General features: G+C 59.2%; 24 protein-coding genes. 21 read left to right on the top strand and 3 right to left on the bottom strand.

Features of this window, described 5'->3' with window-relative positions:
* Positions 1 to 28 precede the first annotated feature (28 nt).
* The 16 genes from QMY55_RS05805 to QMY55_RS05880 are packed head-to-tail and all read left to right on the top strand — an operon-like array spanning position 29 to position 15,350.
* On the top strand, positions 29 to 388 hold the full coding sequence (locus QMY55_RS05805; protein WP_283487723.1) for an NADH-quinone oxidoreductase subunit A: 360 nt from the start codon (positions 29 to 31) through the stop codon (positions 386 to 388).
* A 22-nt stretch (positions 389 to 410) separates the two neighbouring features.
* The gene (locus QMY55_RS05810; protein WP_003057832.1) at positions 411 to 890 is read left to right on the top strand and encodes a NuoB/complex I 20 kDa subunit family protein; all 480 of its coding nucleotides are present in this window, start codon (positions 411 to 413) and stop codon (positions 888 to 890) included.
* A gap of 9 nt (positions 891 to 899) precedes the next feature.
* Entirely contained in the window at positions 900 to 1,511 is a 612-nt protein-coding gene (locus QMY55_RS05815) for an NADH-quinone oxidoreductase subunit C (RefSeq protein WP_283487724.1), read from the top strand.
* A gap of 31 nt (positions 1,512 to 1,542) precedes the next feature.
* A complete protein-coding gene (locus QMY55_RS05820; RefSeq protein ID WP_283487725.1) occupies positions 1,543 to 2,796 on the top strand; it encodes an NADH-quinone oxidoreductase subunit D in 1,254 nt (417 codons plus the stop codon).
* Complete coding sequence (gene nuoE / locus QMY55_RS05825) at positions 2,793 to 3,284, top strand: NADH-quinone oxidoreductase subunit NuoE (protein WP_283487726.1); 492 nt, start codon at positions 2,793 to 2,795, stop codon at positions 3,282 to 3,284. Before QMY55_RS05820 ends, nuoE begins: the two co-directional genes overlap by 4 nt.
* Positions 3,281 to 4,645: an NADH-quinone oxidoreductase subunit NuoF gene (gene nuoF, locus QMY55_RS05830; RefSeq protein WP_283487727.1), complete on the top strand. Its 1,365-nt coding sequence runs from the start codon at positions 3,281 to 3,283 to the stop codon at positions 4,643 to 4,645. Before nuoE ends, nuoF begins: the two co-directional genes overlap by 4 nt.
* A 23-nt stretch (positions 4,646 to 4,668) precedes the next feature.
* Positions 4,669 to 6,786, top strand: a complete 2,118-nt coding sequence (gene nuoG / locus QMY55_RS05835) for an NADH-quinone oxidoreductase subunit NuoG (protein ID WP_283487728.1) — start codon at positions 4,669 to 4,671, stop codon at positions 6,784 to 6,786.
* Positions 6,783 to 7,859, top strand: coding sequence for an NADH-quinone oxidoreductase subunit NuoH (gene nuoH, locus QMY55_RS05840; protein ID WP_283487729.1), 1,077 nt, complete (start codon positions 6,783 to 6,785; stop codon positions 7,857 to 7,859). Before nuoG ends, nuoH begins: the two co-directional genes overlap by 4 nt.
* A gap of 11 nt (positions 7,860 to 7,870) precedes the next feature.
* Positions 7,871 to 8,380, top strand: coding sequence for an NADH-quinone oxidoreductase subunit NuoI (gene nuoI, locus QMY55_RS05845; protein WP_219344979.1), 510 nt, complete (start codon positions 7,871 to 7,873; stop codon positions 8,378 to 8,380).
* A gap of 34 nt (positions 8,381 to 8,414) precedes the next feature.
* Complete coding sequence (locus tag QMY55_RS05850; protein WP_283487730.1) at positions 8,415 to 9,098, top strand: NADH-quinone oxidoreductase subunit J; 684 nt, start codon at positions 8,415 to 8,417, stop codon at positions 9,096 to 9,098.
* A complete protein-coding gene (nuoK, locus tag QMY55_RS05855) occupies positions 9,095 to 9,403 on the top strand; it encodes an NADH-quinone oxidoreductase subunit NuoK (RefSeq protein WP_283487731.1) in 309 nt (102 codons plus the stop codon). The genes QMY55_RS05850 and nuoK overlap by 4 nt, the downstream gene beginning before the upstream one ends.
* Positions 9,404 to 9,432: 29 nt before the next feature.
* Positions 9,433 to 11,472, top strand: a complete 2,040-nt coding sequence (nuoL, locus tag QMY55_RS05860; RefSeq protein ID WP_283487732.1) for an NADH-quinone oxidoreductase subunit L — start codon at positions 9,433 to 9,435, stop codon at positions 11,470 to 11,472.
* Positions 11,473 to 11,488: 16 nt separating this feature from the next.
* The gene (locus QMY55_RS05865) at positions 11,489 to 12,964 is read left to right on the top strand and encodes an NADH-quinone oxidoreductase subunit M (RefSeq protein ID WP_283487733.1); all 1,476 of its coding nucleotides are present in this window, start codon (positions 11,489 to 11,491) and stop codon (positions 12,962 to 12,964) included.
* 24 nt (positions 12,965 to 12,988) lie between these two features.
* Positions 12,989 to 14,482: an NADH-quinone oxidoreductase subunit NuoN gene (gene nuoN, locus QMY55_RS05870; protein ID WP_283487734.1), complete on the top strand. Its 1,494-nt coding sequence runs from the start codon at positions 12,989 to 12,991 to the stop codon at positions 14,480 to 14,482.
* Positions 14,483 to 14,535: 53 nt separating this feature from the next.
* The gene (locus QMY55_RS05875; RefSeq protein ID WP_283487735.1) at positions 14,536 to 14,841 is read left to right on the top strand and encodes a DUF2818 family protein; all 306 of its coding nucleotides are present in this window, start codon (positions 14,536 to 14,538) and stop codon (positions 14,839 to 14,841) included.
* 8 nt (positions 14,842 to 14,849) lie between these two features.
* Positions 14,850 to 15,350 (top strand): DUF1178 family protein, encoded by a 501-nt coding sequence (locus tag QMY55_RS05880; RefSeq protein ID WP_283488895.1) that lies wholly within the window; start codon positions 14,850 to 14,852, stop codon positions 15,348 to 15,350.
* Positions 15,351 to 15,380: 30 nt separating this feature from the next.
* Here the strand turns inward: QMY55_RS05880 and QMY55_RS05885 are convergent, their stop codons facing one another.
* From QMY55_RS05885 to QMY55_RS05895, 3 genes are read right to left on the bottom strand one after another with little or no spacing between them, the layout of a single operon-like run.
* Positions 15,381 to 16,178 carry an anti-sigma factor family protein gene (locus QMY55_RS05885; RefSeq protein WP_283487736.1) on the bottom strand — a complete coding sequence of 266 codons (798 nt, stop codon included), beginning with the start codon at positions 16,176 to 16,178 and terminating at the stop codon, positions 15,381 to 15,383.
* An 11-nt stretch (positions 16,179 to 16,189) separates the two neighbouring features.
* On the bottom strand, positions 16,190 to 16,717 hold the full coding sequence (locus tag QMY55_RS05890) for an RNA polymerase sigma factor (protein WP_283487737.1): 528 nt from the start codon (positions 16,715 to 16,717) through the stop codon (positions 16,190 to 16,192).
* Positions 16,718 to 17,107, bottom strand: a complete 390-nt coding sequence (locus QMY55_RS05895) for a COG4315 family predicted lipoprotein (protein ID WP_283487738.1) — start codon at positions 17,105 to 17,107, stop codon at positions 16,718 to 16,720.
* A gap of 705 nt (positions 17,108 to 17,812) precedes the next feature.
* On the opposite strand from QMY55_RS05895, the gene QMY55_RS05900 reads away from it, so the two are divergent.
* The 5 genes from QMY55_RS05900 (at position 17,813) to QMY55_RS05920 (ending at position 22,621) form a co-directional block, all read left to right on the top strand.
* On the top strand, positions 17,813 to 18,583 hold the full coding sequence (locus tag QMY55_RS05900; RefSeq protein WP_283487739.1) for an ABC transporter ATP-binding protein: 771 nt from the start codon (positions 17,813 to 17,815) through the stop codon (positions 18,581 to 18,583).
* 114 nt (positions 18,584 to 18,697) lie between these two features.
* Positions 18,698 to 19,417 carry an ABC transporter ATP-binding protein gene (locus tag QMY55_RS05905; RefSeq protein ID WP_283487740.1) on the top strand — a complete coding sequence of 240 codons (720 nt, stop codon included), beginning with the start codon at positions 18,698 to 18,700 and terminating at the stop codon, positions 19,415 to 19,417.
* A 65-nt stretch (positions 19,418 to 19,482) separates the two neighbouring features.
* On the top strand, positions 19,483 to 20,679 hold the full coding sequence (locus tag QMY55_RS05910) for an ABC transporter substrate-binding protein (protein ID WP_283487741.1): 1,197 nt from the start codon (positions 19,483 to 19,485) through the stop codon (positions 20,677 to 20,679).
* A 51-nt stretch (positions 20,680 to 20,730) separates the two neighbouring features.
* Complete coding sequence (locus tag QMY55_RS05915; protein WP_283487742.1) at positions 20,731 to 21,615, top strand: branched-chain amino acid ABC transporter permease; 885 nt, start codon at positions 20,731 to 20,733, stop codon at positions 21,613 to 21,615.
* A gap of 13 nt (positions 21,616 to 21,628) precedes the next feature.
* On the top strand, positions 21,629 to 22,621 hold the full coding sequence (locus QMY55_RS05920; RefSeq protein ID WP_283487743.1) for a branched-chain amino acid ABC transporter permease: 993 nt from the start codon (positions 21,629 to 21,631) through the stop codon (positions 22,619 to 22,621).
* The last annotated feature ends 46 nt before the right edge of the window (positions 22,622 to 22,667 follow it).

Raw genomic sequence — 22,667 nt, forward strand, 5'->3', positions numbered from 1 at the left:
GCATGTTTTACAAAACAAGGCCCACTCGATGAACATCGATCAGTACCTTCCCGTTCTCTTGTTCATTCTCATTGGCATGGCTGTGGGCATTGTTCCCCTGGCGCTCGGCTACGTGCTGGGTCCCAACCGCCCGGACGCCGCCAAGAACTCTCCCTACGAATGCGGTTTCGAAGCGTTTGAAGACGCTCGAATGAAGTTTGATGTGCGCTACTACCTCGTCGCCATTCTCTTCATCCTGTTTGATTTGGAAATCGCATTCCTGCTGCCCTGGGCTGTCGCACTCAAAGATGTCGGCGGTGCGGGTTTTGTTGCTGTCCTGATCTTCCTGGCCATTCTGGTCGTGGGCTTTGCCTACGAGTGGAAAAAAGGCGCCCTGGACTGGGAATAAGCAGCTTCTTTGAGGAAACACGATGATCGAAGGCGTGATGAAGGAAGGCTTCGTCACCACCAGTTATGACACGGTGGTGAACTGGGCCAAGACAGGGTCGATTTGGCCCATGACATTTGGCCTGGCATGTTGTGCGGTGGAAATGATGCATGCTGCAGCGGCTCGTTATGACATTGGTCGCTTCGGCTCCGAAGTGTTCCGTGCCAGCCCCCGCCACTCGGACCTGATGATTGTTGCCGGTACGCTGTGCAACAAGATGGCTCCGGCGATGCGCAAGGTCTACGACCAGATGTCCGAGCCCCGTTGGGTTATTTCCATGGGCTCCTGCGCCAATGGCGGTGGTTACTACCACTACAGCTATTCGGTGGTGCGTGGCTGCGACCGTATTGTTCCAGTGGATGTCTATGTGCCTGGTTGCCCTCCAACAGCGGAAGCGCTGATCTACGGCATCATCCAGTTGCAGCAGAAGATCCGTCGCACCCACACCATCGCTCGCGTTTAAAGGGTCGAGATGACTGCAATTGCTATTCACCCCGAAAAGCTTCGGGATGTGGTGTCTGCTGCCCTGGGCGAAAAAGCCCGCAGCGTCACACTGGCTTACAACGAAGTGACGGTGGAAGTGTCTGCCGAACAGTATCTGGACGTGATGCAGATCCTGCGCAACGCGCCGGACTGCAAGTTCGAGATGTTGATGGACCTGTGCGGCGTGGACTACTCCACCTATGCGGAAGTCGGCAAGGACGGTCCGCGTTTTGCCGTGGTGTCCCATCTGATGTCTCTGACACTGAACCAGCGTCTGCGTGTGCGTGTGTTCTGTACCGACGACGACTTCCCCGTGGTGCCCTCGATCAACCCCATCTGGAACTCGGCCAACTGGTTCGAGCGCGAAGCGTTTGACCTGTTCGGCATCGTGTTTGATGGTCACGAAGACCTGCGTCGCATCCTGACCGACTACGGCTTTATTGGTCACCCCTTCCGCAAGGACTTTCCTCTGTCCGGCTATGTGGAAATGCGCTATGACGCCGAGCAGCAACGTGTGGTGTACCAGCCTGTCACGATCGAGCCGCGCGAAATCACGCCGCGCATCATTCGTGAAGAAAACTATGGCGGAGGCCTGCACTGAAGGGCGCGTCAGCGCCTTCTGACGGAAGACCATGGCTGAAATCAAGAACTATTCCCTAAACTTTGGTCCGCAGCACCCGGCAGCGCACGGTGTGCTGCGTCTGGTGTTGGAGCTCGACGGTGAAGTGGTGCAGCGCGCTGACCCACACATCGGTCTGCTGCACCGTGCGACCGAGAAGCTGGCCGAAAGCAAGACCTATATCCAGTCGCTGCCCTATATGGACCGCCTGGACTATTGCTCGATGATGAGCAACGAGCATGCTTACTGCCTGGCCATTGAAAAGCTGATGGGCATCGAAGTGCCCATCCGCGCCCAGTACATCCGTGTGATGTTCTCGGAAATCACCCGCATCATGAATCACCTGATGTGGCTGGGTTCCTCGGGCAACGATGCCGGTAGCTCGACCATCCTGATCTACAGCTTCCGTGAACGTGAAGCGCTGATGGACATGTATGAGGCGGTGTCGGGTGCACGCATGCACGCGGCCTACTTCCGCCCCGGTGGCGTGTATCGCGATCTGCCGGACAGCATGCCTCAGTACAAGGCCAGCAAGGTGCGCAATGTGCGCTCCATGGAAGCCATGAACGAAGACCGCAAGGGCTCGTTGCTGGATTTCATCGATGCTTTCACGCAGCGCTTCCCCAAGTGCGCGGATGAGTATGAGACCCTGCTGACCGACAACCGTATCTGGAAGCAGCGTAACGTCGGCATCGGCGTGGTGTCTGCGGAACGTGCTATCAATCTGGGCCTGACCGGTCCCATGCTGCGTGCCTCGGGCCTGCCCTGGGACATGCGCAAGACCCAGCCCTACGAGGTTTACGACAAGCTGGACTTCGACATTCCCGTGGGTGCCACGGGCGACTGCTACGACCGCTATCTGGTCCGCATGGCCGAAATGCGCGAGTCCAACAAGATCATCAAGCAATGCGTGGACTGGCTGCGTGTCAATCCCGGCCCGGTGATCACGGACAACCACAAGGTTGCCCCCGCAAGCCGTGAAGCCATGAAGTCCAACATGGAAGAGCTGATTCACCACTTCAAGCTCTTCACCGAAGGTTTCAAGGTTCCCGAAGGTGAGGCATACGCCTCTGTCGAACATCCCAAGGGTGAATTCGGCATTTATTTGATCAGCGATGGTGCCAACAAGCCTTATCGCCTGAAGATTCGTCCACCAGGATTTGTGCACATGGCAGCTCTCGATGAACTGAGCCGTGGCCACATGCTGGCTGACGCCGTGATGGTGCTCAGTACCCTGGACATCGTGTTTGGAGACGTTGACCGATGATTACCGAAGCGACCAAAGAACGCTTTGCGCGTGAGGTGGCCAAGTATCCGGCTGAACAGAAGCAGTCTGCCGTCATGGCTTGTCTGTCCATCGTGCAGCAGGAGCAGGGCTGGGTCAGCCAGGAAAGCGAGGCAGTGATTGCCGAAGTTCTGGGCATGCCCGAGATTGCGGTGCACGAAGTCACCACTTTCTACAACATGTACAACCAGCAACCCGTTGGCAAGTACAAGCTCAATGTCTGCACCAACCTGCCTTGCCAGCTGCGCGACGGCTACAAGGCGCTGCACCACCTGGAGCACAAGCTGGGCATCAAGATGGGCGAAACCACGCCCGACGGCCTGTTCACGCTGCAGCAGTCCGAGTGCCTGGGCGCCTGCGCCGATTCGCCCGTGATGCTGGTCAACGACCGTTGCATGTGCAGCTTCATGAGCAATGAAAAGCTCGACGAGTTGGTTGACGGCCTGCGCGCAGCGGAGGGCAAGGCATGAGCACGATCCTGAACAATCCTGCCGCCAATGCCGTGCTGGCCAAGTTCGCCTCGACCGGCAATGAAACCTGCTTCCACGACCGTCACATCAATCCCCAGATCTATGCGGATCTGAATGGCAGCAACTGGTCCATCAAGGACTATGAAGCGCGCGGCGGCTATCAGGCCCTGCGCAAGCTGCTGGGCAAGGACGGCGGCGAAGGCCTGACGCAGGATCAGGTCATCGCGACGCTCAAGGAATCCGGTCTGCGCGGCCGTGGCGGTGCGGGCTTTCCCACGGGTCTGAAGTGGAGCTTCATGCCCCGCCAGTTCCCCGGTCAGAAGCACCTGGTCTGCAACTCCGACGAGGGCGAACCCGGTACCTGCAAGGACCGCGACATTCTGATGTTCAACCCGCACATCGTGATCGAAGGCATGATCATTGCCGCTTTCGCGATGGGTATCAGCATCGGCTACAACTACATCCACGGCGAAATCTTCGAGGTCTACGAGCGCTTCGAGGCCGCCCTGGAAGAAGCCCGCGCGGCCGGCTACCTGGGTGACAACATCCTGGGCAGCAGCTTCAGCTTCCAGCTGCATGCCCACCATGGCTTTGGCGCCTACATCTGCGGCGAAGAAACCGCGCTGCTGGAATCGCTGGAAGGCAAGAAGGGCCAACCCCGCTTCAAGCCGCCATTCCCCGCCAGCTTCGGCCTGTACGGCAAGCCCACGACCATCAACAACACCGAGACTTTTGCGGCTGTTCCCTGGATCATCCGCAACGGCGGCCAGGCCTATCTGGAATGCGGCAAGCCCAACAACGGCGGCACCAAGATCTTCTCTGTCAGCGGCGACGTGAACCTGCCCGGCAACTATGAAGTGCCCATGGGCACGCCTTTCAGCAAGCTGCTGGAGCTCGCCGGCGGCGTGCGCACCGGTCGCAAGCTCAAGGCGGTGATTCCTGGCGGCTCCTCGTCGCCCGTGCTGCCTGCCGACATCATCATGGACTGTACGATGGACTATGACTCCATCTCCAAGGCCGGCTCCATGCTGGGTTCGGGCGCCGTGATCGTGATGGACGATTCGCGTGACATGGTCGAGTGCCTGCTGCGTCTGTCGTACTTCTATTCCCACGAGTCCTGCGGCCAGTGCACGCCCTGCCGTGAAGGCACGGGCTGGCTGTGGCGCGTAGTGAACCGTATTCAGCACGGCGAAGGCCGTCCGGAAGATATCGAGCTGTTGGACTCGGTATCCGTGAACATCATGGGCCGCACCATCTGCGCGCTCGGCGATGCGGCAGCGATGCCGGTTCGCGCCATGATCAAGCACTTCCGCCACGAGTTTGAAGCGAAGATCCAGAGCGCTTCCAAGCAGGCCGCATAAGCGCCTGATCGCGAGACAAGCATATGGTTGAAATTGAACTGGACGGAAAAAAGGTAGAGGTGACGGAAGGCAGCATGGTCATGCATGCTGCCGAGAAGGCCGGCTCCTATATTCCTCACTTCTGCTACCACAAGAAACTGTCCATTGCGGCCAACTGCCGCATGTGCCTTGTGGATGTTGAGAAGGCTCCCAAGCCCATGCCCGCCTGCGCCACGCCCGTGACGCAAGGCATGATCGTGCGCACCAAGAGCGAAAAGGCCATCAAGGCACAACAGTCGGTGATGGAGTTCCTGCTCATCAATCACCCGCTGGACTGCCCCATCTGCGACCAGGGCGGCGAATGCCAGCTCCAGGACTTGGCAGTGGGTTATGGCAGCAGCTCTTCGCGCTACGAAGAAGAAAAGCGCGTGGTGTTCCACAAGAACGTGGGACCGCTGATTTCCATGGAGGAGATGAGCCGCTGCATCCACTGCACACGCTGCGTGCGTTTCGGCCAGGAAGTGGCCGGCGTCATGGAGCTGGGCATGATTCACCGCGGTGAACACTCCGAGATCACCACCGTGCTGGGTGACACCGTGGACTCCGAGCTGTCGGGCAATATGATCGACATCTGCCCCGTGGGCGCGTTGACCAGCAAGCCCTTCCGCTACAGCGCCCGTACCTGGGAACTGTCGCGCCGCAAGTCGGTGGCTCCGCACGACTCCACGGGTTCCAACCTGATTGTTCAGGTCAAGAACCACAAGGTCATGCGCGTTGTGCCCTTCGAGAACGAAGAGGTCAACGAATGCTGGATTGCCGACCGTGACCGTTTCTCCTACGAAGCGCTGAACAGCGACGAGCGCCTCACCAAGCCCATGCTCAAGCAGGGCGGCGAGTGGAAGGAAGTCGACTGGCAGACCGCGTTGGAATACGTGGCCAACGGCCTGCAGCAGATCAAGAACGACCATGGCGCCAGCGCCATTGGTGCTCTGGTCAGCCCTCACAGCACGGTGGAAGAGCTGTTCCTGGCGGGCAAGCTGGTGCGCGGCATCGGCAGCGAGAACATCGACTACCGTCTGCGCAATGCCGAGTTCGCCGCCACGCAAGGCGTGCAGTGGCTGGGTCTGCCCATCGCTGCATTGAGCAATCTGCAGTCGGCTCTGATCGTGGGCTCCAACCTGCGCAAGGATCATCCGCTGTTTGCCCAGCGCATCCGTCAGGCAGCCAAGAAGGGCTGCAAGGTCTTCTCCATCAATGAGCGTGTCTATGACTGGGCCTTGCCCGTCAACGCTTCGGTGGTTGCGGCCGGCGACTGGGCTCAGGCTTTGGCCGATGTGGCCGCTGCTGTGGCAGAAGCCAAGGGGGTGAATGCTCCCGTGGTGGGTCAGGCACACGACGAAGCCAAGGCGATTGCCGCAGCCTTGCTGGCTGGCGAGCAAAAGGCCGTGCTGCTGGGCAATGCCGCAGCTCACCATGCTCAGGCTTCCACACTGCTGGCTCTGGCCAACTGGATTGCCGAACAAACCGGCGCATCTGCAGGCTATCTGACTGAAGCCGCCAACACTGTGGGCGCGCAATGGGTCAAGGCCGTGCCTGCTGGCAACGGTCTGAACGCTGCTCAGATGATCGACGGCGGCCTGAAGGCTGCCATCCTGCTGAACAACGAACCTGAGTTCGACAGTGCTGCAGGCAAGGCTGCCGTGGCAGGCCTGAACAAGGCGCAGATGGTGGTGACGCTGAGCCCGTTCAAGGCCAATATGGAATTCAGCGATGTGCTGCTTCCCATCGCTCCATTCACCGAGACCTCGGGCAGCTTTGTCAACGCCGAAGGCCGTCTGCAGAGCTTCCATGCCGTGGTCAAGCCTCTGGCCGATGCCCGTCCTGCATGGAAGGTCCTGCGCGTGCTGGCCAACCTGATGGGTGTTCAGGGCGTGGACTACGAAACATCGCAAGATGTTCTGGCTGCCGCCACCGCCGGTGCAGAGCAAGTGCCTGCCAATGTGCTGAGCAATGCAGCCAAGGCTGTGAGCGAAGTGCCTGCTGGCAATGTGGCAGCTCCCGTGGTTGCAAGCATTTACCAGCTCGACAGCATTGTGCGCCGCGCTACGTCGCTGCAATTGACGGCTGACGCTCGTCAGGTTCGTGAGGGAGGCGCCGCATGATCGACGCATTGAAAGCTTGGGGTCTCGGACTGTCCGCAGCCCCCTTCTGGACCGATGTGGCCTGGCCCGTCATCTGGATTTTGCTGGGCATCGTGGCCATCGTGGCTCCGCTGATGGGGGCCGTGGCTTACCTGACGCTGTGGGAGCGTAAGCTGCTGGGCTTCATGCAGATTCGTCTGGGCCCCAACCGCGTGGGGCCTTCGGGTCTGCTGCAGCCTCTGGCTGACGGTCTGAAGCTGTTGACCAAGGAGCTGATCCAGCCCACGGCAGCTGCCAAGGGCCTGTTCTACGTCGGCCCCGTCATGGCCATCATGCCGGCCCTGGCTGCCTGGGTGGTGATTCCCTTCGCTCCCGATGTGGCCCTGGCCAATGTGAACGCTGGCTTGCTGCTGTTGATGGCCATCACTTCGATTGAAGTCTATGGCGTGATCATTGCCGGCTGGGCCTCGAACTCCAAGTACGCCTTCCTGGGCGCGCTGCGTGCTTCGGCACAGATGGTCAGCTATGAAATCGCACTGGGTTTCTGTTTCCTGGTAGTGATCATGGTGACGGGCAGTATGAATCTGTCGGCCATCGTGATGAGCCAGGGTCAAGGCCAGTTCGCATCCATGGGTGTGAGCATCCTGTCCTGGAACTGGCTGCCTCTGCTGCCTATCTTCATCGTTTACCTGATTTCGGTCGTGGCCGAAACCAACCGTCACCCGTTTGACGTGGTGGAAGGCGAAGCGGAAATCGTGGCAGGTCACATGGTCGAGTACTCGGGCATGGGCTTTGCGGTCTTCTTCCTGGCCGAATACGCGAGCATGTGGCTGGTTTCCATCCTGGCCGTGATCATGTTCCTGGGCGGTTGGTTGCCTCCGTTCGACTTCCTGGGTTTCATCCCCGGTTGGATCTGGCTGGCCATCAAGACCTTCCTCGTGGTGTCGTGCTTCATCTGGATTCGCGCTACCTTCCCGCGCTTCCGTTATGACCAGATCATGCGTCTGGGTTGGAAGATCTTCATTCCCGTCACCCTGGTGTGGCTGGTGGTAGTGGGTGCTTGGCTGTACTCGCCCTGGAACATCTGGAAATAAGCGGAGTACGTATGTCTGCAGTCGCTGCAACTCCTTTCTCCTTCAAGGATTTCCTCAAGAGCTTCATGCTCTGGGAACTGGCCAAGGGCATGGCCCTGACCGGCCGTTACACCTTCCGTCGCAAGATCACGGTGCAGTTCCCCGAGGAAAAAACACCTCAGTCGCCACGCTTCCGTGGTCTGCACGCCCTGCGCCGTTACGACAACGGCGAAGAGCGCTGCATTGCCTGCAAGCTGTGCGAAGCCGTGTGCCCTGCCATGGCCATCACCATCGAGTCCGATGTGCGTGACGACGGCTCGCGCCGTACCACGCGCTACGACATCGATCTGACCAAGTGCATCTTCTGTGGCTTCTGCGAAGAAAGCTGCCCGGTGGACTCCATCGTGGAGACGCACATCTTCGAATACCACGGCGAAAAGCGCGGTGACCTCTACTTCACCAAGGACATGCTCCTGGCAGTGGGTGACCGCTATGAAGCCGAGATTGCCGCCAACAAGGCGGCCGACGCCAAGTACCGCTGAAGCGGCTCCTTGATCACTTGAAAAGATTCGATCCATGGACGCCAAAACTGGTTTTTTCTATCTGTTCTCGGCAGTGCTGCTGTTTGCAGCCTTCCGAGTTGTCACGGCTCGCAACCCTGTGCATGCCGTGCTCAATCTGATTCTGGCCTTCTCGCAAGCTGCCGCCATCTGGCTGCTTCTGAAGGCTGAATTCCTGGGCATTGCCCTGGTGCTGGTCTATCTGGGCGCTGTGATGGTGCTGTTCCTGTTCGTGGTGATGATGCTCGATATCCGTATCGACTCCGTACGCCGCGGCTTCTGGAAGCATTTCCCGTTTGCAGCCCTGATCGGTGTGCTGATTGCCTTTGAAATGGGCATGGTGCTGATGGGGGGCTTCGGTGAGGTCGAAGACGCAAAGGCGGTGGGTGCAACCATGGTCAATGCGGCCGGCCAGACCGTTCCTTACTCGAACACCCAGGCGCTGGGCAAGCTGCTGTACACGGAGTACCTGTACCCCGTGGAAATCGCGGCCGTGATCCTGCTGGTGGCCATGATTGCCGCGATTGCCCTGACGCTGCGCAAGCGCAAGGACAGCAAGGCCATGAGCCCCGCAGATCAAATTCGTGTGCGCGCTTCCGACCGTATCAAGCTGGTCAAGGTCGAGACAACAAAGCCTGCACAAAAACCTGAAACCGTGGCAGCCGATGCTGCGGCGACTGCGGTGGAGACAAAAGCATGACGCTGACTTTGGGCCACTTCCTGACGCTGGGTGCAATCCTGTTTGCACTCGCCGTGGTTGGCATCTTTCTGAACCGCAAGAACCTGATCGTCTTGCTCATGGCCATCGAGCTGATGCTGCTGGCCGTGAACATGAACTTTGTGGCGTTCTCCAGCTATCTGGGCGACATGCACGGCCAGGTGTTCGTGTTTTTCATCCTGACAGTGGCGGCCGCTGAGTCGGCCATCGGTCTGGCGATCCTGGTGCTGTTGTTCCGTAACAAGACAAGCATCAATGCGGAAGATCTCAACACCCTCAAGGGTTGAGTCGCCGTTACTTGCAAGGTTCTCAAGAGATGAGTCAAACCCTTTCTGCATCCATGCTGCTTGCGGTGCCGTTGGCACCGCTGGTCGGCTCCGCGCTCGCGGGTATCTGGGGCACAGCCTTTGGCGGCAACAAGATCGGCCGCCCCGGCAGCAGCTCCCTGACCATTCTGGGCGTGCTCGTTGCCTTCGTCCTGTCGGCACTGACGTTCAAGAGCGTTGTCTTTGACGGCGCCAAGTTCAACGAAACCATCTACACCTGGATGGTGGTCGGCGGCCTGAAGATGGAAATCGGTTTCCTGATCGATTCCATCACGGCCATGATGATGTGTGTGGTGACCTTTGTGTCGCTGATGGTGCACATCTACACCATGGGCTACATGGAAGAAGACGACGGCTACAACCGCTTCTTCTCCTATATCTCCCTGTTCACCTTCTCCATGTTGATGCTCGTGATGAGCAACAACCTGCTGCAGCTGTTCTTCGGCTGGGAAGCCGTGGGTCTGGTGTCGTATCTGCTGATCGGTTTCTATTTCAAGAAGTCCACGGCCATTTTTGCCAACATGAAGGCCTTTCTGGTCAACCGTGTCGGTGACTTCGGCTTCATTCTGGGTATTGGCCTGATCGCTGCCTACACCGGCACGCTGAATTACTCGGAAATTTTCGCCAAGCTGCCCGAGATCCAGAACACCCAGCTGCCCGGCACGGGCTGGATGCTGGTGACGGTGACTGCGATCTGCCTGTTCATCGGTGCGATGGGCAAGTCGGCCCAGTTCCCGCTGCATGCGTGGCTGCCAGACTCCATGGAAGGCCCCACACCAATCTCCGCGCTGATTCACGCGGCGACCATGGTGACGGCCGGTATCTTCATGGTCTCGCGCATGTCGCCTCTGTATGAGCTGTCGGATACGGCCCTGAACTTCATTCTGGTGATCGGCTCGATTACGGCGCTGTTCATGGGTATTCTGGGCATCATCCAGAACGACATCAAGCGCGTGATCGCGTATTCCACGCTGTCGCAGCTGGGGTATATGACCATCGCTCTGGGCGTATCGGCCTACTCGGTGTCCGTGTTCCACCTGATGACCCACGCCTTCTTCAAGGCTCTGCTGTTCCTCGGTGCCGGCTCGGTCATCATGGGCATGCACCACAATCAGGACATCCGCTGGATGGGTGGCGTGCGCAAGTACATGCCCATCACCTGGATCACCTTCCTGCTGGGCAATCTGGCGCTGATCGGTACACCGTTCTTCTCGGGCTTCTACTCCAAGGATGCCATCATCGAAGCGGTCCATGCCTCCAACCTGCCTGCGTCTGGTTTTGCCAACTTTGCAGTGCTGGCCGGCGTGTTCATCACGGCTTTCTACTCGTTCCGTCTGTACTTTATCGTGTTCCACGGCAAGGAACGTTACGACCAGAATCCCGATGCGCATCACGATGACCACCATGGTCATGACGACCACCACGGCCATGGCCACGATGCCAAGCCCCATGAGTCGCCTCTGGTGGTCACCGGTCCTCTGATGCTGCTGGCCATTCCTTCGGTGGTGATTGGTGCGATCGCTCTGGCCCCCATGGTGCTTGGCGATTTCTTCAAGGACGCGATCTACGTTGACGGCTCCAAGCATGGTGCCATGGCTGAACTGGCCGAGCAGATCCACGGCTGGGTGCCCATGGCCCTGCATGGCTTCACGGCTGCACCGTTCTGGCTGGCCCTGGCCGGCGTGGTGGTGTCCTATGTGTTCTACATGGTCAAGCCCGGGATTCCTGCCGCCATCATGGCCTTCTCCAAGAAGATCGGCCTGTACCAGGTGCTGGAAGGCAAGTACGGCGTGGACTGGGTCTACGAGAACATCTTTGCCCGCGGTGCTCGTGCCTTCGGTACGGTCTTCTGGAAGGTCGGCGACCAGGCCATCATTGATGGCGCAGTCGTGAACGGCTCCTGGAAGCTCATGGCCAAGTTCGGTCAATGGGTGCGCGGCCTGCAAACAGGCTATCTCTATCACTACGCGTTGGTCATGCTGCTGGGTATCGTTGCCCTCATGACGTACTTCGTGTGGCTCAACAAGTAGTAGGGGAAGAACAAAAATGGGTTTGTTGAGTCTTTCTATCTGGGTGCCGATTGCTTTCGGTGCCCTCCTGCTGGCTTTCAGCAAAGAAGGGCAGGCCAATGCGGTGCGCTGGCTGGCCCTGATTGGTGCGCTGATCGGCTTCGCGGTGACCATTCCGCTGATCACCGGCTTTGACACCACGACTGCCAATATGCAGTTTGTGGAGAACGTGCTCTGGATCGAGCGCTTCAACATCCACTACCACTTGGGCGTGGATGGCATCTCCATGTGGTTTGTGCCACTGACGGCCTTCATCACCGTTATCGTGGTGATCGCCTCCTGGCAGAACATCACCGAGCGCGTGAACCAGTACATGGGCGCCTTCCTGATCCTGTCGGGGCTGATGGTTGGCGTGTTCTGCGCACTGGACGGCATGCTGTTCTACGTGTTCTTCGAAGCCACGCTGATCCCGATGTATCTGATCATCGGTATCTGGGGCGGCCCGAACCGTATCTATGCGGCCTTCAAGTTCTTCCTGTACACCCTGCTGGGCTCGCTGCTCACACTGGTGGCCATGATCTACCTGTACACCCAGTCGGGTGGCAGCTTCGAGATCCTGGACTGGCACAAGCTGCCGCTGTCCGGCACTGCCCAGACGCTGATCTTCTTTGCCTTCTTTGCCGCGTTCGCGGTGAAGGTGCCCATGTTCCCCGTGCACACCTGGCTGCCTGATGTGCACGTGGAAGCGCCTACCGGCGGTTCCGCCGTGCTGGCTGCCATCATGCTGAAGCTCGGTGCCTATGGCTTCCTGCGCTTCTCGCTGCCCATCGCTCCCGATGCGGCGCATGAATGGTCGGGCCTGATCATCACGCTGTCGCTGATCGCCGTGATCTACGTGGGTGTGGTGGCTCTGGTGCAGAAGGACATGAAGAAGCTGGTGGCTTATTCGTCCGTGGCCCACATGGGCTTCGTGACCCTGGGCTTCTTCATGTTTAACAACCTGGGCATCTCCGGTGGCTTGGTGCAGATGATTGCCCACGGCTTTGTATCGGGTGCCATGTTCCTGTGCATCGGCGTGCTGTACGACCGCGTTCACTCGCGTGAAATCGCCGCCTACGGTGGTGTGGTCAACACCATGCCCAAGTTCGCTGCCTTTGCCCTGTTGTTCGCCATGGCCAACTGCGGTCTGCCAGCCACAGCCGGCTTCGTCGGCGAGTGGATGGTGATCCTGGGTGCCGTGCAATACAACTTCTGGATCGGTCTGGGTGCTGCCACGGCTCTGATCTTTGGCGCTGCCTACACCCTGTGGATGTACAAGCGCGTGTACCTGGGCCCAGTCGGTAACGACCATGTGGCGGAGCTCAAGGACATCAACTGCCGCGAATTCCTGGTGCTGGGTCTGCTGGCTGCGTCTGTGCTGGTCATGGGTGTTTATCCCAAGCCCTTCACGGATGTGATGGATGTGTCTGTGGCAGAGCTCATCAAGCATGTGGCTGTGAGCAAGCTCAACTGACCAGACTGAAACGAGAGACACGAGATGATTGACAACATCAGCTGGCTGGCGATCTACCCGGAGATCACTCTCCTGGTCATGGCCTGCGTCATTGCCTTGGTGGACTTGGGCGTGAAAAGCGCCCGCCGCACAGGCACCTATGTTCTGACCATGCTTACCCTGCTTGTCGTGGCGGTGATGCAAGGCATGTATGCCGCAAGCGGCAATACCTTCTACGGCTGGGGCAACATGGTTGTCTCGGACGCCATGGGCAACTGGCTCAAGTGCTTTGCCACGATCGCCGTGATGATCACCATGGTCTATGGCCGTCCCTATGCGGCCGAGCGCGACATGCTGCGCGGCGGTGAGTTCTTCACCCTGTCCATGCTGTCTCTGCTGGGCATGTTCATCATGATCAGCGGCAACAACTTCCTGGTGCTGTATCTGGGTCTGGAACTGCTGACGCTTTCCAGCTATGCGCTGGTGGCCCTGCGCCGCGACCATGAAGGCTCCGTCGAAGCGGCCATGAAGTACTTCGTGCTGGGCGCCATGGCTTCGGGCTTCCTGCTCTACGGTATCTCCATGCTGTACGGTGCCACCGGTTCGCTGGACATCGGCCAGGTCTTCAAGGCGATCTACTCCGGTGAAATCAAGCACCAGGTCCTGGTCTTCGGTCTGGTCTTTGTGGTGGCAGGTCTGGCGTTCAAGTTGGGCGCAGTTCCTTTCCACATGTGGGTACCTGACGTTTACCAGGGAGCACCTACTGCCATCACCGCCTTGATCGGCGGCGCGCCCAAGCTGGCTGCCTTTGCCATGACCATTCGCCTGCTGGTGGACGGCTTGCTGCCCCTGGCCATCGACTGGCAGCAGATGCTGATGGTGCTGGCCGTGTGCTCGCTGCTCGTGGGTAACCTCGCGGGTCTGCAACAGACCAACCTCAAGCGCATGCTGGCTTACTCGACGATTTCCCAGATGGGCTTTGTGCTGCTGGGCCTGATGTCGGGTGTGGTGGGCGGCAAGGTGGATCCTGCCCTGGCCGAAAACGCCTACAGCTCGGCCATGTTCTACATGATCACCTATGTGCTCACGGCTCTGGCTTCCTTCGGCGTGATCCTGCTGCTGGCCCGTGAAGGCTTTGAAAGCGAAGAGATCGCCGATCTGGCCGGTTTGAACCAGCGCAGCCCGCTGTACGCAGGCGTGATGGCCATCTGCCTGTTCTCCATGGCCGGTATTCCTCCGCTGGTGGGCTTCTACGCCAAGCTGTCCGTGCTGCAGGCACTGGTGGCTTCGGGCAGCAGCCTGTACATCGGTCTGGCCGTGTTTGCCGTGATCATGTCGCTGATCGGCGCCTTCTATTACCTGCGCGTGGTCAAGGTCATGTACTTTGATGCTCCAATCACAGCCACCAGCGTGTCCGCTCCTCTGGATGTTCGCGTTGTGCTGACCATCAATGGTGCGCTGGTTCTGCTGCTGGGTGTGCTGCCCGGCGGGTTGATGGCCTTGTGCGCAGACGCCATAGTGCGTGCCCTGGCTTCCTGATGACGAATGTAGTGAGGGCTCAGGCCCTCACTGCTTTTTCTAGGAATGGCTTAGTGTCTATTACCGCCTCTATCTGGCTCATCATCTTGGCTGCCCTTGTGGCAGCCAATTTGCCTTTTATCAACCAGCGTCTGGGCATCGTTGGCCCGCTCATGCAGGGGCGCAAGCCGCTGTGGGTGAGACTGCTGGAAATGATCGTCCTCTATCTGCTGGTTGGCGGACTGGGATTGGTGCTTGAGCGCCGTGCCGGCCAGGTCTCTCCTCAGGGCTGGGAGTTCTATGCGGTTACGGCCGCACTGTTTCTGACCTTGGCCTTCCCGGGCTTTGTCTACCGTTATCTGGTCCACCGCAAGGGTTGATGGCTGCCATGAAAGTGCTGGATCTTCATTGCCCGGCTGGCCATGTCTTCGAAGGCTGGTTTGCATCGGAGGATGATTTTCAAAGCCAGCGTCAGCGGCAACTGGTGCAATGCCCTATGTGCGGTGCCAGTGAGATCACCAAACGGCTCAGTGCTCCCAGGCTCAATCTGGGTGCGCAGCCACCCAAAGCAGAGGTGCTGTCGGCCAAACCTGCAGCGGCTGTTCCTGCAGTACCTCCGGAAATCAGCGCCCAAGCGCGCGAGCATCTTCAGTCCATGCAGGCGGCCTGGATGCAGTGGTCACGCAAGGTGGCCGAAAACACCGAAGACGTAGGCAGGACCTTTGCCGAGGAAGCACGACGCATTCACTACGGTGAAGCCGAGGAGCGCGCGATCCGGGGCCAGACCAGCCCCAGGGAAGCAATGGAGTTGCTGGAAGAGGGTATAGCCGTCTTGCCCCTGGCCTTGCCCGAGTCGGCCAGCGGCGAGGGCGGCGGCAGCCTGCAGTAAGCAGGGCCTAGCATTCAGGCTGTCCCGGACTCATTGAAGCTGCTGATAGATTGCATTGGCCAGAACTTGCAGGCGTTCACGCGGCAGTGTTGAACTCAGGGCGTAGCCCTGTTGTGCTTCGATCCAGTAAAAGCCTTGCGTCAATCCGTCGCTAGACCACTGAAACGAGGCGGGTGCCGATGGAGCGTTCGTTCGCTGGTCTAGCACCGATACATATAGCGTCACGCGCTGCGCATTCCCGTCCTCATACATGAACTGGGCTCTGGCCTGCCCGGACTCGCCGGGCAGCAGTCGCCCTCCCATAAGGTGAAAGCCCTGGGCTTCCAGCACCGGAGGCTTGAGCGCAACACCCAGGCGCTTGGACAGCCACTGAACCAGATGTGCCTGCTGCTGTGCCGCTACCTCGACGGGGTGACGTTGCTCGGGCACATACACCGCATGGGCAGCGGCAGCTTCACGGACAAAACTCGGCAGCTCGCCTGCCTTGCCGACAGCGGGCGTCTGCTGCGAGCCAGCCTGATGCTGACCTGCTCCATATCCAAGCCCCAAACCCAGGCTCAGCATAACGCCCGCCGCCAGCGCATGTTGCCAGCGCCACTGAGTAGGCGGGCGATGCAGTGCCAGGATGAGCTGGGGCGGAACCGGTTCATCCAGTACTTGGGCATGCAAAGCCTGCAGCCCGGCTGTCTGGGCCTGAACGGCGGCCATGCGGGCGGCTTCGTCGGGGTGCTCGGCCAGCCATTGCGCCACGGCCGCAGCGGCATCGGGTGGCAACTCACCGTCGGCCCAGGCATGCAGCGTGGCTTCATCAGGGCGCTGCAGGGTCATCTGGCTTTCCTTCATTTGACAGCCCTCAACATGGTCGTCGCGGGTCTTTCTCCTTCCATGAGGCGTCTGAGCTGCTCGCGGGCGCGCGAGAGGCGCGACATCACCGTTCCCACAGGAACACCCAGCATCTGTGCGGCTTCGGCGTAGCTGAACTGTTCCATGCCGATCAGCAGCAACACTTCGCGAGCTTGTGGCGCGAGACAACACAAGGCGCGTTCCAGATCCAGTTGCAGTGCCAATCCGGGAATGGGGTCATGGACCGAAGCCAGGGCCTCGTCGAGCTCTACCGTGCGATGGCGCGACAACTGCTGCCACTGATTGGCGTAGAGGTTGTGCATCAAGGTCAACAGCCAGCTGAGCAGGGCTTTTTGCTCCTGCTCGGCCGATGCTGCGGCTGGCGGTTGCCACAAGGCCCATTTCTGGCAGGCGCGCTCCAGGGTGTCCTGCACCAGATCATCTGCCTGCGCGGCGTCGCCCGCCAGCGCACGCGCATAGCGGCGCAGGCGGGGAATATGGGCCAGGGCGGCTTCGACCTTCACTCAAGGCTTGGCGACATGCCAGCTGTTGTTGAGAAAGCCATCACCCGTCATATCGCCGGGCTTGCTGTCCTTGGCCCAGTGGTAGAGCGGACGACCTTTGTAAGCCCACTGCTTGCTGCCGTCATCGCGTGTCGTCACGCTCCAGTCGCCAATCGGCGCTGCATTCGCCGGTGCCATCAGGGGCGGCCAGTTGGCGGCACAGCCGCCGTTGCATACGCTTTTGCCGGAGCCTGCGGCATCCTTGTCAAAGACGTAAAGCGTCATCTGGTTCGGTCCGACCAGCACGCCGTTGAGGGTCGTGGCAGGGGACTTTGCCGGGGTGAGCGGGCCGGTCGAGCAGGCCGCCAGCAGGGCAGCAGAAACGAGCGTCAGAGAAGCGATGCGAAACATGAGGTCTCTCCTTGTGGTTGACCTGCAGTAAACAGTTCTGCGAGGGCTTTTATTCCATGCGTTTTCAAGAACGAACTCAAGATGTTCGTCGCTAGCGTTACAAGTTGACGCTCCGATTATTTTTGATAGCTGCTAGCGCCTGTTCAATATTGAATTGGCGGTTGAAAGAATGGGAATCCTTTATCTGTAAGGCGTAATAAGCTTTGAAATTCATAGCGCTATACGCTTTCTTTGTCGTTAACGGTTTTTCAGGGCGACAAACTTCAAGCATATTTGTCAGCCTCGGGCTAGTAACCAAGTTACTCCAGTGGGAATTCCGGAACTCAGGGTTTACAGCATCAGGGCCAATCAGGGGCTGCTTGTTTCAAAGCCTCTCAATCGACCAGGAACCATCAAGATTGATAGCGTCATATGCAGCCTGGAAGGGTACGCTGGCTGTATAGCGCTGAATATTGATTGTTTTTACGATGTTTCATGCCGTGGATCGTCAGAACCTCCTTGAATAGGTATATGTTTGTGCTTACTTTTGTTGTGGGGTCTTGTTTATTTGTTGATTAGGGAAATCACAAGGGGCGAACAGCTATCTTCCTAGGAGTTTCCCGCTGCGGCGCAGCAGCAGGGCAGACCAAGATTCCTGCAAGCAGAGGGCGCATTGCGAAATGCGCTCATCATTGTTTTGCAGCAATCAGGACTGATGGCCAGCGCATGAGCGACCTTATTCTCGAAACCAAGCAACTCACCAAAGAGTTCAAAGGCTTTACCGCCGTCAGCAAGGTGGATCTGGCCGTTCAGCGTGGCTCCATTCATGCCTTGATCGGGCCGAATGGCGCAGGCAAAACCACCTGCTTCAATTTGCTGACCAAGTTTCTCGAACCCACTTCAGGCTCCATCCGTTTCAATGGCGCGGATATCACGCGTGAGCCGCCTGCGCAGATTGCCCGCCGCGGCGTGATTCGTTCGTTTCAGATATCGGCCGTATTTCCCCACAGCACCTTGCTGGAGAACGTGCGCATAGGCCTGCAGCGCAAGCTGGGCACGGCGTATCAGTTCTGGACCAGTGAGAAAACACTGGATCAGCTCAACGACCGGGCCATGGAGTTGCTGACCGAAGTCGGCCTGCAGGATCTGGCCGACGAGCTGACAGTGAACCTGCCTTATGGCCGCAAGCGTGCACTGGAGATCGCCACCACGCTGGCCATGGAGCCCGAACTGATGCTGCTGGACGAGCCCACGCAGGGCATGGGGCATGAAGACGTGGATCGTGTCACCCAGCTCATCAAGAAAGTCTCGGCCGGTCGCACCATCCTGATGGTGGAGCACAACATGAAGGTGATTGCTTCCATCGCCGATCGCATCACCGTGCTGCAGCGTGGAGCCGTGCTGGCTGAAGGCCGTTACGAAGAGGTGTCCAGAAATCCGCAGGTCATGGAGGCCTATATGGGGACTACGGATGGACAGCTGCAGGGAGGGCATTGATGGCTCCCCCTGTGCCGCTTCGCGGCTTCCCCCTGAGGGGGGCGGCAGCCTCGATGCGGGGCGGCCCTTCCTCGCTGCCTCTTTGATGGTTTCGTGCGTGATTTAAGTGATGTGATGAATAAAACAAGTACTCCGGCGCTGGAAATTTCGGGTCTGAATGCCTGGTATGGCGAATCGCATGTTTTGCACGGCATGGATCTGGTGGTTCATCCGGGCGAGGTGGTGACGCTGCTGGGCCGCAATGGCGCAGGGCGCACTTCCACCTTGCGCGCCATCATGGGGTTGACGGGCTCGCGCAAGGGCTCGATCAAGATCAATGGTGTGGAAACGATCCACATGCCCACGCACAAGATTGCACATCTGGGCGTCGGCTATTGCCCCGAAGAGCGCGGTATTTTCTCCAGCCTGTCCTGCGAAGAGAATCTGATGCTGCCGCCGCCGCTCAAGACCGGTGAACCGGGTATGAGCATCGACGAGATCTATCAGATGTTCCCCAATCTCTATGAGCGCAGGAACAGCCAGGGCACGCGCCTGTCGGGCGGCGAGCAGCAGATGCTGGCTGTGGCACGCATTCTGCGTACAGGGGCGCGCCTGCTGCTGCTCGACGAGATTTCCGAAGGTCTGGCGCCCGTGATCGTGCAGGCGCTGGCCCGCATGATCACCACGCTGCGCGAGAAGGGCTACACCGTGGTCATGGTGGAACAGAACTTCCGCTTTGCCGCGCCGCTGGCCGATCGCTTCTATGTGGTGGAGCACGGCCATGTTGCGCTGCGCTTCGGCGCTTCCGAGCTGGACGAAAAAATGTCCGTCCTCAACGCCTTGCTGGGTGTCTAGCACTCTGGCCACTACTTCCTTCCTTGTTCCCGAACGTTCCCAAAAGACTTAACCAGGAGACCGTGATGAAAGCAAAACTGAGTGTTCTCTCGTGCATGTTGGCAGTGGCAGGGCTGACCAGCCCGCTGGCCCAGGCTCAGGAAAAAGTGAAGATCGGTTTTGTGACCGATATGTCCAGTCTCTATGCCGATGTGGACGGCAAGAACGGTGCCATCGCCATGCAGATGGCCATCGAGGATTTCGGCGGCAAGGCGCTGGGCCAGCCCATCGAGTTCATGAGTGCCGACCACCAGAACAAGGCGGACATTGCCGCTTCCAAGATGCGTGAGTGGATCGATACGCAGAACATCTCGCTGGTCTTCAGCGGCACCAACTCGGGCACGGCGCTGGCAGTTTCCCAGGTGGCCAATGAGAAAAAACGCGTGCACTTCAACAATGGCGCGGGCTCTTCGGCCCTGACCAACGAGCAGTGCAACCCCTACACCGTGCACTATGTGTATGACACCGTGGCGCTGGCCAAGGGAACGGGCGGCGCCGTGGTGGATCGCGGCGGCAAGGACTGGTTCTTCCTGACCGCTGACTACGCTTTCGGCCAGGCGCTGGAGAGCGATACCACCAAGGTCATCCAGGCCAAGGGCGGCAAGGTGCTGGGCTCGGTCAAGCATCCGCTCAACGCGTCCGACTTCTCGTCGTTCCTGCTGCAGGCGCAGAACTCCAAGGCCCAGATCCTGGGCCTGGCCAACGCGGGTGGCGACACCATCAACGCCATCAAGGCCGCCAAGGAATTCGGTATCAACAAGACCATGAAGACCGCCGGTCTGCTGGTCTTTTTGACCGACATCCACAGCCTGGGCCTGAAGAACACCGAAGGCCTGCTGCACACCACCAGCTGGTACTGGGATATGAACGAAGAGTCGCGCAAGTTCGCCAACAAGTTCTTTGCCAAGACCAAGCGCATGCCTACCGATGTGCAGGCCGGCAACTACTCGGCGGTGATGACCTATCTGAAGGCGGTCGAGGCGGTCAAGACCACCAATGCCGACAAGGTCATGGCCTATCTCAAGAGCACGCCCATCAGCGACTTCTACGCCAAGGGAAGCATCCGCCCGGATGGCACTTATGCGCACGATATGTACCTGGTCGAGGCCAAGAAGCCCAGCGAATCCAAGAAACCCTGGGACTATCTGAAGGTGCTGCAGACCCTGCCGGCAGACACGGTCTGGACCACCAAGGCCGAGTCCAAGTGCGCGCTCTGGAAGTAAGCGCCCCGCGCATGCTCTGAAGCACACCCCACACCTACCAGCGTATCTCTCATGGAAATCTTCGGTGTCTCAATGCCCGCCTTGCTGAGCCAGCTCCTTCTGGGGCTGGTCAACGGCTCGTTCTATGCCATTTTGAGTCTGGGACTGGCCGTGATTTTCGGCTTGCTCAACGTCATCAACTTTGCGCATGGCGCACTGTTCATGCTGGGAGCCATGGTCACCTGGATGGCCATGAGCTATTTCGAGATCAACTATTGGGTGATGTTGATACTGTCGCCGCTGCTGGTGGGTGTGCTGGGCGTGCTGATAGAGCGCTTTTTGCTGCGCTGGATCTACAAGCTCGATCATCTCTATGGCTTGCTGCTGACGCTGGGGCTGTCGTTGCTGATCGAGGGCGTGTTCCGTTCCATCTACGGCGTCTCTGGCCTGGGCTACGACACGCCCGAGCTGCTGGAGGGCGCGACCAATCTGGGCTTCATGATCCTGCCCAATTACCGCGCCTGGGTGGTGCTGGCTTCCATCGTCGTCTGTGTGGCGACCTGGTTCGTGATCGAGAAGACCCGCATCGGTGCCTATCTGCGTGCGGGTACCGAAAACCCGCGCCTGGTGGAGGCCTTCGGGGTCAACGTGCCTGTGATGATCACGCTTACCTATGCCTTTGGCGCGGCGCTGGCCGCCTTCGCCGGCGTGCTGGCCGCGCCCGTCTATCAGGTCACACCGCTGATGGGGCAAAACCTCATCATCGTGGTGTTTGCCGTGGTGGTGATCGGTGGCATGGGCTCCATCATGGGCTCCATCATCACGGGCCTGGCCCTGGGCGTGATCGAAGGGCTGACCAAGGTTTTCTGGCCCGAAGCATCGTCTACCGTCGTGTTTTTCATCATGGTCATTGTTTTGCTGATTCGCCCCGCTGGCCTGTTCGGTAAAGAAAAATAAGAGGGCGCACAACATGAAATCCAAGACGCTTGTTCAACGCATCACCCCGGTGGGCTACGGCCTGCTATTGCTGGGGTTGGTCGCCGCGCCATTTCTGGGTGCCTACCCTGTGTTCGTGATGAAGCTTATGTGCTTTGCACTGTTTGCTTCGGCTTTCAATCTGCTGCTGGGCTATACCGGGCTGCTGTCCTTCGGTCATGCGGCTTTTCTCGGCGGGGCCGCTTATGTGGCGGGCTACAGCATCAAGGCCTGGGGCCTCACGCCCGAGGTCAGCATGCTGCTGGGCACGCTGATCGGCGCTCTGCTGGGCCTGATCTTCGGCTGGCTGGCCATTCGCCGTCAGGGTATTTATTTCTCCATGATCACGCTGGCCCTGGCGCAGATGCTGTTCTTCGTGGCGCTGCAGGCCAAGTTCACCGGTGGCGAGGACGGGCTGCAAGGCGTGGCGCGCGGCAAGCTGTTTGGCGTGCTGGATCTGAGCAGCGACCTGACCATGTACTACGTGGCGCTGATCATTGTGGTGCTGGCCTTTTTGCTCATCGTGCGCACCATTCATTCGCCTTTCGGGCAGGTGCTCAAGGCCATCAAGGAGAACGAGCCGCGCGCCATTTCTTTGGGCTATGACGTCAACCGCTTCAAGCTGCTGGCCTTCGTGATCTCGGCCGCGCTGACGGGGCTGGCGGGTTCGCTCAAGACCGTGGTGCTGGGTTTTGCCACGCTGTCCGATGTGCACTGGACCACCTCGGGCCATGTGATTCTGATGACGCTGATGGGCGGTCTGGGTACCTTGTCCGGTCCGATAGTCGGCTCTGCCGTGGTGGTGGCGCTGGAAAACAAGATCGGCGACGTGGGCAGCTTTCTTGCACACACCACGGGCGTGGAATGGTTCAACACCCTGGGCGAGTCGGTGACCATCGTCACGGGCCTGATCTTTGTGCTGTGTGTGCTGCTGTTCCGCAGAGGCATCATGGGCGAGCTGATCGCCTGGCTGCAGCGCAAGAAGTAGGGTGCCTGATTGCTTTACCAAAGGCCGCAGCTTGCGGCCTTTTGAT

The sequence above is a fragment of the Comamonas resistens genome (genome assembly GCF_030064165.1).
Classification (GTDB): Bacteria; Pseudomonadota; Gammaproteobacteria; order Burkholderiales; family Burkholderiaceae_C; genus Comamonas; species Comamonas resistens.